At 69.5% G+C, this 12,938-nt stretch carries 20 protein-coding genes and 1 tRNA gene; 11 read left to right on the top strand and 10 right to left on the bottom strand.

The window, feature by feature from the left end:
* Positions 1–13: 13 nt before the first annotated feature.
* Positions 14–1,225, bottom strand: coding sequence for an ABC transporter (locus tag AB1K56_RS02610; RefSeq protein WP_371204422.1), 1,212 nt, complete (start codon positions 1,223–1,225; stop codon positions 14–16).
* 13 nt (positions 1,226–1,238) lie between these two features.
* Positions 1,239–2,093, bottom strand: coding sequence for a zinc ABC transporter permease AztB (gene aztB / locus AB1K56_RS02615; RefSeq protein WP_371204423.1), 855 nt, complete (start codon positions 2,091–2,093; stop codon positions 1,239–1,241).
* Between the two features lie 56 nt (positions 2,094–2,149).
* On the opposite strand from aztB, the gene aztA reads away from it, so the two are divergent.
* Complete coding sequence (gene aztA, locus AB1K56_RS02620; RefSeq protein WP_371204424.1) at positions 2,150–2,839, top strand: zinc ABC transporter ATP-binding protein AztA; 690 nt, start codon at positions 2,150–2,152, stop codon at positions 2,837–2,839.
* On the opposite strand, the gene AB1K56_RS02625 is transcribed toward aztA, so the two are convergent.
* A complete protein-coding gene (locus AB1K56_RS02625; protein ID WP_371204425.1) occupies positions 2,811–3,239 on the bottom strand; it encodes a MarR family winged helix-turn-helix transcriptional regulator in 429 nt (142 codons plus the stop codon). The two genes, aztA and AB1K56_RS02625, sit on opposite strands and share 29 nt — an antisense overlap.
* 148 nt (positions 3,240–3,387) lie before the next feature.
* On the opposite strand from AB1K56_RS02625, the gene AB1K56_RS02630 reads away from it, so the two are divergent.
* Positions 3,388–3,759: a hypothetical protein gene (locus tag AB1K56_RS02630; protein WP_136587609.1), complete on the top strand. Its 372-nt coding sequence runs from the start codon at positions 3,388–3,390 to the stop codon at positions 3,757–3,759.
* Positions 3,760–3,851: 92 nt separating this feature from the next.
* Complete coding sequence (locus AB1K56_RS02635; RefSeq protein ID WP_371204426.1) at positions 3,852–4,205, top strand: hypothetical protein; 354 nt, start codon at positions 3,852–3,854, stop codon at positions 4,203–4,205.
* Positions 4,206–4,210: 5 nt separating this feature from the next.
* Here AB1K56_RS02635 and AB1K56_RS02640 read toward each other — a convergent pair whose 3' ends face one another.
* The 5 genes from AB1K56_RS02640 to AB1K56_RS02660 all read right to left on the bottom strand — a co-directional run bounded on the left by AB1K56_RS02640 (position 4,211) and on the right by AB1K56_RS02660 (position 6,949).
* Positions 4,211–4,780, bottom strand: coding sequence for a peroxiredoxin (locus AB1K56_RS02640; RefSeq protein WP_371204427.1), 570 nt, complete (start codon positions 4,778–4,780; stop codon positions 4,211–4,213).
* Positions 4,781–4,865: 85 nt separating this feature from the next.
* Positions 4,866–4,947, bottom strand: a tRNA-Tyr gene (locus AB1K56_RS02645).
* A gap of 97 nt (positions 4,948–5,044) precedes the next feature.
* A complete protein-coding gene (locus tag AB1K56_RS02650; RefSeq protein ID WP_371204428.1) occupies positions 5,045–5,926 on the bottom strand; it encodes a PfkB family carbohydrate kinase in 882 nt (293 codons plus the stop codon).
* On the bottom strand, positions 5,923–6,423 hold the full coding sequence (locus AB1K56_RS02655; RefSeq protein WP_136587604.1) for an FBP domain-containing protein: 501 nt from the start codon (positions 6,421–6,423) through the stop codon (positions 5,923–5,925). Before AB1K56_RS02655 ends, AB1K56_RS02650 begins: the two co-directional genes overlap by 4 nt.
* A gap of 46 nt (positions 6,424–6,469) precedes the next feature.
* Positions 6,470–6,949 carry a hypothetical protein gene (locus AB1K56_RS02660; RefSeq protein WP_371204429.1) on the bottom strand — a complete coding sequence of 160 codons (480 nt, stop codon included), beginning with the start codon at positions 6,947–6,949 and terminating at the stop codon, positions 6,470–6,472.
* Between the two features lie 105 nt (positions 6,950–7,054).
* Between AB1K56_RS02660 and AB1K56_RS02665 the strand changes: the two genes are divergently transcribed.
* Positions 7,055–7,543 (top strand): YajQ family cyclic di-GMP-binding protein, encoded by a 489-nt coding sequence (locus AB1K56_RS02665; protein WP_076677322.1) that lies wholly within the window; start codon positions 7,055–7,057, stop codon positions 7,541–7,543.
* Here the strand turns inward: AB1K56_RS02665 and AB1K56_RS02670 are convergent.
* Both AB1K56_RS02670 and AB1K56_RS02675 read right to left on the bottom strand, forming a co-directional pair.
* Entirely contained in the window at positions 7,534–8,667 is a 1,134-nt protein-coding gene (locus AB1K56_RS02670) for a tyrosine-type recombinase/integrase (protein WP_371204430.1), read from the bottom strand. The genes AB1K56_RS02665 and AB1K56_RS02670 overlap by 10 nt on opposite strands.
* Entirely contained in the window at positions 8,664–9,272 is a 609-nt protein-coding gene (locus AB1K56_RS02675; RefSeq protein WP_371204431.1) for a helix-turn-helix transcriptional regulator, read from the bottom strand. The genes AB1K56_RS02670 and AB1K56_RS02675 overlap by 4 nt, the downstream gene beginning before the upstream one ends.
* Positions 9,273–9,365: 93 nt before the next feature.
* Here AB1K56_RS02675 and AB1K56_RS02680 point away from each other — a divergent pair, with 93 nt between their 5' ends.
* The 7 genes from AB1K56_RS02680 to AB1K56_RS02710 all read left to right on the top strand — a co-directional run bounded on the left by AB1K56_RS02680 (position 9,366) and on the right by AB1K56_RS02710 (position 12,936).
* Positions 9,366–9,548 carry a helix-turn-helix transcriptional regulator gene (locus tag AB1K56_RS02680; RefSeq protein WP_371204432.1) on the top strand — a complete coding sequence of 61 codons (183 nt, stop codon included), beginning with the start codon at positions 9,366–9,368 and terminating at the stop codon, positions 9,546–9,548.
* Positions 9,549–9,615: 67 nt separating this feature from the next.
* Positions 9,616–10,518 carry a hypothetical protein gene (locus AB1K56_RS02685; RefSeq protein WP_371204433.1) on the top strand — a complete coding sequence of 301 codons (903 nt, stop codon included), beginning with the start codon at positions 9,616–9,618 and terminating at the stop codon, positions 10,516–10,518.
* Positions 10,515–10,772: a helix-turn-helix transcriptional regulator gene (locus AB1K56_RS02690; protein ID WP_371204434.1), complete on the top strand. Its 258-nt coding sequence runs from the start codon at positions 10,515–10,517 to the stop codon at positions 10,770–10,772. The genes AB1K56_RS02685 and AB1K56_RS02690 overlap by 4 nt, the downstream gene beginning before the upstream one ends.
* A gap of 140 nt (positions 10,773–10,912) precedes the next feature.
* On the top strand, positions 10,913–11,752 hold the full coding sequence (locus AB1K56_RS02695) for a hypothetical protein (RefSeq protein WP_371204435.1): 840 nt from the start codon (positions 10,913–10,915) through the stop codon (positions 11,750–11,752).
* Complete coding sequence (locus AB1K56_RS02700) at positions 11,749–12,255, top strand: hypothetical protein (protein ID WP_371204436.1); 507 nt, start codon at positions 11,749–11,751, stop codon at positions 12,253–12,255. The genes AB1K56_RS02695 and AB1K56_RS02700 overlap by 4 nt, the downstream gene beginning before the upstream one ends.
* Before the next feature lie 22 nt (positions 12,256–12,277).
* Positions 12,278–12,598: a hypothetical protein gene (locus AB1K56_RS02705; protein ID WP_371204437.1), complete on the top strand. Its 321-nt coding sequence runs from the start codon at positions 12,278–12,280 to the stop codon at positions 12,596–12,598.
* Positions 12,595–12,936, top strand: coding sequence for a hypothetical protein (locus AB1K56_RS02710; protein WP_371204438.1), 342 nt, complete (start codon positions 12,595–12,597; stop codon positions 12,934–12,936). Before AB1K56_RS02705 ends, AB1K56_RS02710 begins: the two co-directional genes overlap by 4 nt.
* Positions 12,937–12,938: the final 2 nt, after the last annotated feature.

The raw sequence follows: 12,938 nt of genomic DNA on the forward strand, positions 1-12,938 counted from the left end.
GGCATCGACATCGTCATCGCCCCGTCTCGGCCGTGAAGAGCGGCGCGGTCGCGGGGGTGAACTCGCGGGCGACGCGCGCGCCGTCGGCGAAGTCGAGCTCCCAGAGGCGTCCCTCCTCGGCGCCGCCGAGGTAGGCGCGCTGCTGGTCGGCGAGGAGCGAGACGGGACGACCGGCGGCGAGGCTCGCGCCGACCAGGGGCTCGGTTCGCGCGCGCAGCTGCCCCGTCTCCCCGTCGAGCACGAGCACGCGCCCGTCCGGGGTCAGGGCGAGCAGGTGCGCGTCCTTGTCGTCGACGGCCGTGGCCTGCACGACCGGCTCGGCCGTCGGCACGAGCGTCCAGGTGCGCTCACGGGTGTCGAGCATCCAGATCCCGGCCTCCCCGGCGGGGGCGGCGACGGTCGGGCGCCCCTCGCGGTTCGCGAACACCGTGGCGCGCGGCGCCGTCGTCCCCTCCGGGTAGGGGATCCGCTCCACGGCGGGACCGGTGTCGGCGACGGTGACGAGCAGGGCGCCGTCGCGGCATCCGATCACCGCTCCGACCCGCGTGGTGATGGTGCCGGCCGGGTCGACGCAGGGGGTGCGCGCTCCCGCCTCGGCGCCGTCGGCGGTGTGCAGCGACACCTCGTCGCCCGCGGCGACCGCGGCGAACGACCCGACCGGGACGACCAGCCCCGCCCCGGACGAACGGTCGAGGCGGAACCGCTCGACGATCTCGCCCTTCGACAGGGCTTCGGTGTCGAGCAGGACGGCCTCCCCGGAGGCGGGGAAGAACAATCCCGTTCCGCCGGTCGTCGAGGAGTTCGAGGTCGCGACGGTGGCGGTCCCGCCGCCGTCGACGTCGCCCAGCACGCGCGCCTCGGCCCGGTAGTAGTGGAAGTGGTCGACGTGGTCCCAGGTCCACACGCCGCTGTCGACGATCGAGACGCCCTCGTCGTCGGCCACGAAGAGGTAGCGGCCGTCGGAGTGCACCGCGGTGGGCACGCGCACTTCGCCGATCTCGGTCGTGGTCTCCTCGAGCAGGTCGAGGTGCGTCACGCGACCGTCGGCGTCGACCGAGGTCAGCCCGAGGGCGGGCTCGGCGAGTTCGGTCGCCCCGTCGATGGCGCCGTGGGTGTCGACGGAGGGTTCCGGGGCGGAGGCGGCGGGGGCCGAGCATCCGGCGAGGGTGAAGACGGCGAGCGCGCCGAGCAGCGCGACCCGTCGGGTCGGGGAGGAAGAACGCATGGGGGCTTTCGGATCAGGCGGGAAGGGGAACGGGGGATGCCGTGCGCCGGCGGAGGGCGTCGGATGAGGCCCGCAGCGCCCACGACAGCCCCGCCGCGGCGATCGCGGTGGCGGCGATGGTGGCTCCGGCCGCGGTGGCGGCGTACCAGGAGATGAGAAGCCCCACGGCCACGGCAAGGGCCCCCACGACCGCGGCGAGCAGCATCGTCGAGGGGATGCGCACGGTCCACTGCCGGGCCGCCACGGCAGGGGCCACGAGCAGCCCCACCACCAGCAGGGAACCGACGGCCTGATACGAGGCGACCACCGCGAGGGTGACCAGGCCGACGAGCACGGTCTGCGCGAGACGGGGTTTCAATCCGAGCACCGTCGCGACGCGTTCGTCGACGGCGGCGGCTACGAGCGCGCGGTGCGCCAGCGTCGCGGCGACGACGCCGATCGCCGCGGCGAACGCGAGCACGACGAGGTCGTCGGTGCCGACCGCGAGGATGTCGCCGAACAGGATCGCCGTGGCATCCGTCGCGAAGCTCCCCGCGTGCGAGATCACGATCACGCCGAGCGCGAGCATGCCGACGAACAGCAGTCCGATGCTCGTGTCGTACGACAGCTTCGCGCGCCGCTGGAGCATGCCGATGCCCAGGCTCATCACGACGGCGCTCGCGGCGGCGCCGAGGAGCACGGGCAGGCCCGCGACGGTGGCGAGTGCGACGCCGGGCAGCATCCCGTGCGCCAGGGCCTCGCCGAGGAAGGCCATGCCCCGCACGATCACCCAGGTCCCCGCGACGGCGCACAGCATCGCGACGAGGACGCCGCCCCACAGGGCGCGCTGCACGAAGTCGAGCGAGAACGGATCGAGGAGCCAGGACACGGTGATCGACCGTAGCGTGAAGTGAGAACGATTCTCAAACTCGTATAGTTGATGCCGTGCCCTCGTCGCCCTCCCCCGCCCTCGCCCTCCGCGCTCGCGCCCTGCGCGTGACCTTCTCGGGCACGGTGGCCCTGGACGCCGTCGACCTCGACGTGCCCCGCGGTGCCCTCACCGTGGTCGTCGGGGCGAACGGGGCGGGCAAGTCGACACTGCTCGAAGCCCTCGCCGGCTCACGCGCGGCGACGTCGGGCGACGTCGACGCCCACGGCCTCTCGCGCTCCTTCGTCCCCCAGCGCGCGGCGGTGGGCGAGCACCTCCCCCTGACCGTTCGCGACGTCGTCTCGGTCGGCGCCTGGGGCCGCACGGGCCCGTTCCGCCCGATGGGCCGCACCGATCATGCCGCCGTCGATGAGGCCCTGCGCCGCCTCGACATCGCCGCTCTCGCCCGGCGCCCCTTCGGCATCCTGTCGGGAGGGCAGCGACAGCGGGCTCTGCTCGCGCAGGGGCTCGCCCGCCGGGCCGACATCCTGCTGCTCGATGAACCGACCACGGGGCTCGACGCCGCGAGCGCCGCACTGAACCGCGCGGCGATCGCCGACGAGCTCCGCCGCGGCGCGACGGTGGTGTGCGTGAGTCACGACGAGCGGCTGATCGCGACCGCCGATCGCGTCGTCGCCCTCGCGGACGGTCGCGTCGTCGGCGACGGGGAGGCGAGCGTCAGCCGCGAGCGCGCACGCGCGCGGTGACGCGCGACAGCATCTCGGCCGCGGCCGCCGCGACCTCCGCCGGCTCTTCGCGGACGGCCTCTTCGACCTCGCGGGGGAATCGGCGCAGAGCGACCCACGGCTCGGCATCCAGGTCGATCTCGAGATAGATGTGGTTGACGCGGCGATCCTCGGCGTCGAGTTCGCGCCGCAGCAGGCCGCGACCGATGAGACGGTCCACCAGGGTCGTGACTCCGGCCGCCGTCACCCCGAGGTGACCGCGCAGGTTGGACGGGCGGATGCCGGGTTCGTCGGCGATGCACGACAGCGCCGAGGCCTCGAGCTCGCTCACGTTGAGTTCGCTCCGGGCGCGGGCGATGGCCTCGTCGCGGGCTGCGACGTAGTCGTCCAGCGCCGCGAGCAGAGCGGAGGGGAGAGACACGACGAAACCCCCTCTCGACGCGACCCGGCCGGTCGCTGGATCTCACTCTAGTGAGAAACCTGAGTATCTCGCGAAGATAATTAACCGAGTGAAATACGTGGTACCTTAGAAATCAACTCAGCCCGACCAATCGACGAAGGAGATCATCATGGCCACGCTGTTCTACGGTTCCGACACCGCCCCCATCTCCCTTCCCGACCGCCTGATGGGATACATCAAGGTGATCGCGTCGACGAAGTTGCGCCGTGGAGAATCCTTCACACTCACCTGGACCGGCACGGCGGATGAGACCGGCCGCTCCACCATCTGGCTCCAGCCGGCCATTCCCCTGCGCTTCGTCTTCGAGTCGCCCGAGCCCGAGCAACTCGTCGGCGACTACCTCCGCTCCCTCGCCGATCAGGCGAACGCGGCATCCGGCCTCGTCGTCGACACCCGCACCTGGGAGGCCGCCGAAGAGGCATCGCGCACTCCCGCGCACCCCGTTCGCGCGGCGGCGGGTCGGCCGGTTCGCGCCGCCTGATACCACGCGCGACCCCGCGGCGGAAGCCTCCTCGTACGCCCCCCATAATGTGGGGGGCGTATGACATTCATGCGCATGGATCGAGGTGACGGATGCCGGTTCGCAAGCTGCTCGACATGGCCTTGCTCGAGGCGTGGTTGACGGAGTTCCGCACCCTGGGATATCTGACCGGGAGCGACATCCGCGTCCTCGAACAGGATGACGACGCCGAACCCGACGCCGACATCGGCCTGATCGTGGTGGATCTCAGCAACGCGAAGACCATCACCTACCTGCAGCCGATCGCCGGCGGCGACGGGAGCTGGAAGGCGACGATGGAGGCGCGCGACGACGTGATCGAGTTGAGCGCCGTCGAACTCGTCACCCTCGGCAACGAGGTCAACGTGCTCGGTGCGCTCGTGGCGTTCCTCGAGACGAAGTCGAAGGCGCTCCTCGCCGCCTGCTGATCCCGCTACCGCGGGTTCTCCCCCACCCATCGCAGCACCTGCTGTGCGTGGGTGTTCGGCGGGAACACCGGATAGAACGCGTGAGTGATGCGGCCGTCGTCGACCACGAGCGTCAGCCGCGCGTACAGGCGCGCGTGCCCTTCCGCCGCGAAGGTCGGCAGCCCCAGCGCCTCGGCCACGACGAACCCCTCGTCGGAGATCATCGAGAAGGGCAGACGCAGCCGCCCCACCACCTCGCGCTGATAGTCGGCGTTCTGGCTCGAGAGCCCGAAGACGGCCGAGACCCCGGCGCGGCGCAGATCCTCGTGGTGGTCGCGGAAGTCGCAGGCCTCGGTGGTGCAGCCGCGCGCCCCGGGAATCGCCGCCCACCCCTCGGGCAGCTCGGCGTCGGGACGCCCCGTCAGGGGGTAGAGGTAGACGATCGTGCGACCGGCGGGCAACGCCCCGAGATCGACCGTCCCGCCGTCGGAGGTCGGCAGCGTCACCCCCGGCATCCGTCGCCCGGGCAGGTGCGCCGCCGCCCCGTCGTCGACCGGCACTGGAAGATCGGGCGGTAAGGAGGTGTGGTCGGCCATGGAGCGAGCGCGTCCTTCCCGGGAGTGCCGCGTAGAGGCGGGGACGAAAAGAAAAACCCCTCCGCGAGGAGGGGCTTTCTTCCGGTGGCGAGTGAGGGATTCGAACCCCCGAATGCAATGCAGTCTGATTTACAGTCAGATCCCTTTGGCCGCTTGGGTAACTCGCCAGATGCGCACCCGCCCGGCTTTCACAGTCGACCAGAGGCGCGAGAAACCACTCTACTATCCCCGGAGGGGTGCCTCAAACCACGCAGCGTGTTGTCTTCAGGCGGGCGTGCGCAGCAGCGCGCCCTCGTGCCGGCAGGTCGCCGCCGCCACGTCCATGGCGCGCGAGAGCACGGCATCCCACTCCTCCGCCGTCTCGGGCAGCCGATCGCGCACGAGGGCAGCGGTCGTCGCGAGCACCGCGTCGCCCCCGCCCATCGTGTCGACGATCCGGCCCGGAAGGTCGGAGATGCCCCGCGACACCGAGGTGCCGCCGGCGTCGATCGCCGCCCCGCCCGCGCCGTAGGTCGCGAGCACCGCGCCCACGCCGAGACCGATCAGCTTCTCGCGCAGCTGCTCGAGCGGAGCGTCGTAGAGCAGGTGCGCGTCATCTTCGCCGACCTTGACGAGAAGGGCTCCGGATGCCGCCTTCTCGAAGCCGCGGACGAACTCGGCCCGATCGTGCAGCATGCCGCTGCGCGGGTTCGGGTCGATCGCGAGGGGCGTCGACGGAGATGCCGTGGCGTCGATGAGCAGGTCGGTCTGCTCGCGGTCGTCGAACGGGAAGCAGCTGACGACGACCATGGGGGCGGCGGCGATCGCCGCCCGCTCGACGTCGCCGTAAGAGACGCGGCGGTTCTGGGCCGCCTCGTTGAACACGTACTCGGGTTCGCCGCCCGGAGAGCGCGTGCTGACCGCGCGCGAGGTGCCGTGCTCGGACGGGCTCGCGAGCAGCTCGACGTCGTACTCGTCGAGGTAGCGGCGGATCTGCTCCCCCGCCTCGTCATCGCCGACCATGGCGATGAGGGATGCCGACACCCCGAGCCGCGAGAGACCCACCGCCACGTTGAGTCCGGCGCCCCCGACGAACTCGCGCACGCCCGTCTCGTCGCGCAACTCGTCGATGAGGGCGTCGCCGATGACGACCACCCGACCGGTCACCGGGTCACCTCCGCCGCGTCGAGCACGCGCGAGACGAACTCCTCGGTGCGACGCTTGGTGCCGTCGATCTTGCGGTCGACACTCGCGCGGATCTCGCTCGGCGCGAGCGGGGCGGCCAGGCGCACCGTCTCGTGGCACGAGAGGTCGGCGCAGATGTAGGTGCCGACGGTGTCGCCGTGCTCCCCCGCCTCTCCGGCCTTGCGGGCGGTGAAGAGCGACACCTGGTCACCGGGCTGCATCGTGTGGCAGAGATTGCACATCGCGGAGCGGGCGCGGGACTGCCCCTCGGCGGCACGCAGCACCACGGCGGTCGGCTGCCCCTCGTGCTCGGTCAGCACGTAGCCGCGTCCGCGCGTGCGCGGATCGCGCCAGGCGAGGAAGTCGAGGTGGTCCCAATCCGCCAGCAGGAAGTCATGGGGAAGGGCGATGATCCGCAGCTCGTCGGGGGTGGCGTTGACGAACGCGTCCCTGACCTCGTCTTCGGTGAGTGCTCGCATGGCATCCGAGTCTACGAGCGACGCGGGACCGTGGCGCGGCGGCGGCTCACTTCTTCACCGTCACCCACGCGCGCTCCGTCTCCTGCTCCACCGTGAGCACCACCTGCACGGTGCCCGACAGCCCGACCCCGTAGGTGTTCCCCTGCGGGGCCGACGAGTCGCACCGGAACGTTCCGCTGGTCAGGACGGCGCCGTCTCCGTCCGGTGTCGAATCTCGCAGCGCGTAGGTCATCCATTCCCCGCCCTCGCACTGCCCCTCGATCGTCAACACGTCTCCGGCGTCGAAGGCGTCCGAGAGCACGGTGTCGGTGGTGTTCACTCCGTCAACGACCTCGAAGACGGCGCGGCCGACCTCGTCCGGCGCGGCGGAGGGAACGGCGTAGGGCACGGGGGTCGGGGCGGCCTCCGTCGAGGTCGGAGCCGAAGGGGGCGGCGTCGACGAACCGGCGTCGGGCGCGCATCCCGCGGCGGCGACCACCGCGACGGCGAGGACGGTCAGGGCGATGGGCTTTCTGCGCACAGCCATCCACCGACGCTAGGCGCGATCGCGCGCGCTGTCGATGCTCGTACGCGAAGAGGACACGACGTCCATCCCCGGGACGCCGGCCGCGCGCCCCGGTACCTTTGAGTCATGGCTGACTCATCGTTTGACATCGTCTCCAAGATCGACCGGCAGGAAGCCGACAACGCCCTCAACCAGGCGCACAAAGAGGTCGAGCAGCGCTACGACTTCAAGGGCACCGACGCCTCCATCGCGTGGAGCGGCGAGTCGATCGTCATCAAGGCGAACTCCGAAGAGCGCGCGAACGCCGTGCTCGACGTCTTCCAGACCAAGCTCATCAAGCGCGGCATCTCGCTGAAGAGCCTCGAGAGCGGCGAGCCGGTGCAGAGCGGCAAGGAGTACCGCATCACCTCCACGCTGAAGGAGGGCATCTCGCAGGAGAACGCGAAAAAGATCGGCAAGATCATCCGCGACGAGGGCCCCAAGGGCGTGAAGTCGCAGATCCAGGGTGACGAACTGCGCGTGCAGTCCAAGTCGCGCGACGACCTGCAGGAGGTGCAGCGCCTGCTGAAGGCCGCTGACCTCGACGTCGACCTGCAGTTCACGAACTACCGGTAAGAAGCCCCGCTGACCTGGGTTTTCTTGCCCTGAGTCCGCGGAGAGTCCGCGAGAGCGGCGATGGAGGCCATGAGACCCGCCGTCGCCGCTCGCGTTTTGTCTTCTGCGGACGGCCACAGATGGGCGTACGTGTTGAGCGTGATCGACGGCTGTGAGTGTCCGAGCGCGCGCTGCACGGTCACGACGTCGCAGCCGGACGCAATGAGGTTCGATGCGTAGGTGTGGCGCAGCGTGTGCAGGGTGACGGAGGACGGGAGACCGGCGCGCTCGCGGACGCCGCGCCATGCCTCGCCTGCGTTGTTGCGCTGAAATAGGTGGCCGGTGGGTGTGCGAAAGATGTGCTCGTCCGGCTCAATCAAGCGCTCGGCCGCAACGTGCGCAGAGAGCGATGCGGTTAGGTCATCGGGCACAAACACCGTGCGCTCGCTCCCCCACTTCGGAGCGACGATCGTTGTGCTCGCGAGCGATGAGCCCTGCACCTGCCGCCGGACCTGGATTGAGCGGCCGAGGAAGTTCACGTCTCCGAGCTGCAGCCCCGCCGCCTCTCCGAGTCGGAGGCCCGCGAAGAGGCAGACCTCGACGAACGGACGGAAGCTACCCGCCGTCGCGAGCACCGCGGCGGACTGCTCGAGCGTGAGGATCTCCATCGCAACGTCGGCACGACGCCCACGAGGCGGCTTCACAGTGGCCGCGGGGCTCTCAGGAATCACCTTGTCGAGAACGGCGGCGCGGAATGCCATCTGCACGTAGTTGAGCCTGGTGCGCATGGTGGACGCCGCCAGCCCTCGTTTTGTCTCAGCGCTGAGCCACGCCTGGATGTCGGAAGGTTTCACCTGGCCGATCGCGCGACGGCGCCACGAGACACTGTGGAGCGCCGTCTCCGCCGCAACGACCGTTCCCGCCGCCCACGCCTGTCGCGCTACCCACGCGGCGGTCCAGTCGTCCCAGAGCGCAGTCCCGGCGCGCGGGTCGACGTACATGCCAGTGACGACGGAAGCTGTGACCTCGTCGAGCCAACGTTGCGCGTCCCTCTTGAGATCGAAATGACGGGCATGCTCCTTCCCGCCCGAGTCGCGGTACCGAGCTCGCCACTGCCCATTGGGACGCTGTTTGATGCTGCTCACTCGCCTCCCCCTCGATACTCGTCGAGGAGGTACTGCACACGTGCGCCGTGCCCGGGGAATCGGTACTCAGCGGGAGGGTTCACGCCTACGGCGTGAAGTAGGGCCTGCAAGAGCATCTCAGGCGAGGAACCGACCAGGCGTCGCTCAAGATGCTCATACAGGTTCGGGTCGAGCCCCGTGCTCAAGATCGCCTCGTGCGTGAGGTAGTCGGCGCCTCCGTATGGAGCTAGGCGGTCAAGGTAGCCGGCAGCGAGCACTCGAGCTCGCATGAGGTCGCGGGTCGCAAGGTCGTAGCGCTCTGTCGCCGCGATCACCTCAGCGATGTGCTCGCGAAGCGTCGAGTTCTCCTCGTTCTCGGCCAGCCTGTCAAGGCTCGTCTCAAGAACGCGGGCCAGGGCGAGCGCCTCGGCCGCCCTCATGGACCGCTGCCCGCTTTCGATACGGGCGACGGTCGTCTGATGAAAGCCGCGCAACCCAGCCGTCGTAGCCAGGCGAGCGAGTTCGGCTTGCGATATCCCCTTGAGCTCTCGAGTTCGACGAAGGTTCCGCCCGATAGCGCGGTCCATCTCGTCGCCCAAGTCGGGCGTGGGTTCAATCTCGGTCACGGGGCTAATCATGGCACTTTTCGGCATTGACACTCAACACAAGGCAGCATCATGCTGTAGCGTGTTCAGCACCTAACACAGAAGGAGTCGACCATGAACGACCCTCTCCTCACCGTCGCCGAGGTCGCACCGATGATCCGAAAGACGGAGAAGGCACTGCGGGCGATGATCACGCAGGGCACGGCGCCGCGGTCCGCGAAAGTCGCGGGACGACGACTGTTCCGTCAATCCGACGTCGACGCGTACGTGGCCAACGCGTTCGCGAACGCCAGCTGAGCACACAACAAAAATGCCCCCGCCGCGCGGGAACGCGGCGAGGGCCAGACCCAAGGGAATGGACCCCATGAGCACCAACACCGTAACACCCCCCATCGTCCGCCACGACGGCTACGACGAGATCACGCTGGGAGATCCGGCCGACAATCGTGGCAACGCCTTGATCGCACGCATTGACGGCGACGACTTCTGGCGTCTTCACCTGCCGGACCACGACGACGAAGTCGCCAGCACCGCAGAGAAGCAGAACGCTCGGGCTCGTCTCGCCGCAAAGGCGGCGCTGACCCTTCTCGAGCTGAACGGAGCGACGCTCTCGGCGCAGCGCCCCGCATCCCCTCGGCCGCAGTCGCGCCACCCGGAACGTGTCGATGACATCTCACGCTCAGCGCTCACCGCGCTCTCCGCTATCCGGGCTGAGATCGTCGATCTCAACAATCGCTCGGCGGGCATCTTCTCGAGGACCGTACGCGAGCTCGAAGCCGTAGGCCTCAAGCCGCTCGTCGTCTCCCGATTCTGCGTCAACGCGCCCGCCGGCACCCGCGTCCTCATCGGAGAGAGCTTCACCGGTACGGGCTCGCACTTCCCGAGCTCGCACCTCCACGGGGTCCGCACGCAGGACATGACCGGATGGGGCCCCAGGATCGTGCATTCGATGCTGTTCGTCGACCACGGTCTGTACGACGTCGTGCTGAACGACGGCGAGCGGGTCCTGCTCGTGCCCGCCGACGTCGACCCCTCGGACGAGGCGTTCCGACGCGCGGTCGGTCGGCTGCGCGCTGCTCTCCGGCATGAGTGTCTGAGGGCCCGCGTCCGCGATCGCGCCGTTTCTGTCGTCGACGACGGCGGCCACGAGCTCTACTCCGGCGACCTCATCGGCGCCGCCCGGTGGCTGTTTGGAGTCGAGAACGTCACCGCATCGGAGGACCTCACGGATCAGTACCGCGCCGCCACCGAGGCGGTCGCATCATGACCGGCCGCGGGTACGCCGCCCCAACTTCCGCTGGTCATTCCCTGCGCACGCTCCGTCGACAGCTCGGTCTCTCGCGCCGTCAGGTGGCGGTGCATGCCGACGTTCCCAGCAATCTGCTCCGGCTGGTCGAGGGCGGGAAGCGCGGCGCCCCGCCCTCCTTCTACGCCCGCGTCGCGGTGGCGTGCATCGCCCTGTCTTCTGCCCGTGACATCCCCCGGGCTGAACAACCCGCGGAGGCCAGCACATGGCCCTGATGACCATGCAGGCGTCCGCCTGATGACCGTTCGGGACGCCGCGCGCGCAGTCCGCCCTCCGGGGTTGCCTGCGTGGCGTGGCGTCCCATCCTCGCCCCGGAAAGGCGGCGCCGCTGATGCCCCGAGATAAGCGACTGTTCATGACGTTCCCGAACGACTTCTGGCAGCACCCGAAGATCGAACCCCTCTCCGATGGGGCGTTCCGCGCCTTCGTGGAGATGAACGGCTACAGCCGCATGCAGGACCTAGACGGGCGCATACCGGTCGGCATCGCCCGGAAGCGCTGGAAGCCCCGGGCGATCCAGGAGCTCCTCGCCACTCACCCCACCCGTCCCGTCCTCCTGCAGCACGGGGATGACTACGTCCTCCGCGACTACGCCCAGCACCAGGAGACCCGGGCCGAGCGAGAGGCCCGCGTCGCCCGGAACACAGAGAACGGTCGCCGCGGCGGACGTCCCCGGAAGAACCCACAGGAAACCCAGTCGGTTACCGACCCGGAACCGACTGGAAACCCAGAACGAACCGAGAAAAAAGCAGAGATAGAGATAGAGATAGAGACAGAGGAGATTCCTACGGAATCTCTCTCGTCGGAGGCCGCTCTCGCGGCACCCCGACCCGAAATCGAGTCTCTCCTCGACCTCCTCGACGCCGAGATCCTCCGCAACGGCAGCAAGCCCCCGTCACGGACACAAAAGAACCGTGACGCCGTCCGCCTCATGCTCGACCGCGACGGCCGTACCGTCGAGCAGATCGAGACCGCGATCCGATGGTGCCAGGCGGACCCCTTCTGGCGATCGAACATTCTCAGCGCCGCCAAGCTCCGCGAGAAGTACGACCAGCTGCGTCTCGCTGCACAGCGCGACCAGGCGCAGCGCCGATCCACACGCCTCACGCCGGAAGAACGCGCGCGCCAGACCTACGCCGAGCTCTCCGGCACAGCACCCCTCTCCATCGACCCGCCCAGGGAGACGAAACCATGACCCGAGAAGAGCTCAACGCCCTCCTCACGCGCCTGCAGGTCCTCGACAACCGCCAGGTCGATCGGATGACCGCGGAAGCCTGGTGGCCCATCGTCGGGCACCTGCGATACGAAGACGCGCTCGAGGCGATGCACAACCACTTCCGCGACAACCCCGACACCTACCTCAAGCCCGGACACATCGCCGTCGGCGCGCGCAGCCTGCGCGACAGCCGCACCCGCTATGACCACACCCGCGACGACCGCGGCAACGCACCCCGACCCGCGAACCTCGAGGCCCTCTCCGCAGCGTGGGACGACCCCGACGCGTGGCAGGAACAGGTTGACGCGTACAACGAGCAGCTCCGGGAAGCACGGATGCCGCACTACGCCCTTGACGTCGACTCGAGCGAGCACGACCGCCAGGCCCTAGCCGCCCCAGGCCCTCACCAGGACCGCCGCGGCGCCACCCCAGCCGTCCGCGCCCACGACATCACCGAACCCCGCCGCTCTACCGCGGTATAGCGACCACACCGAAAGGCACACCATGACCGTCACCGTCTTCGACTCCGCCACCAACACCATCACGACCGACCCCGAGCAGGTCGCCCGCCACGTCGTCGTCCCCGGACGAGAGGGGACCAGCGACCAGGACCCACCCCGCATCATCATCGCCGCTGACATCGACGACGACGAGACACAGGAGCACTGGCTCTGGCTCCACCCCGCCCAAGCCCTCGCCGTCGGAAAGCGCCTCATAGACCTCGCCAACGCTGCCAACGACCCTCGACGAGCCGCCACCACCTTCCCCGTCATCGCGGACGCCGACCGGTCGCACCTCGCGCGCGCACACGAGGACGCCGAGTGACCTGGTCCATCACCGACCAGGTGCGCCGCCGCGGACGCCCGCGCGGCCCGGGGCCCGAGCTCACGCCACCTCGCATTTCGAATGCGAGATCCCCGAACCGCGCCGACGAAGCCCTCGACGCCCTCACTCACGCAGCCCGCGACACCACCCCCGCCTGCACCGGAGACGCCCGCTTCACCGCCGAACGCCACGAAACCCCACCCACCGACCTCATCGCCATGCGCGGCATCTGCCGCACCTGCCCCCTCCACGACCTCTGCAACACCTACGCCACCACCGCGCGCCCCGCCGCAGGCTTCTGGGCCGGTGCCCACTACGGGAAAGAGGGGTCCTCGTGACT

Source organism: Microbacterium sp. BWR-S6Y (genome assembly GCF_041379845.1).
GTDB lineage: Bacteria > Actinomycetota > Actinomycetes > Actinomycetales > Microbacteriaceae > Microbacterium > Microbacterium hydrothermale.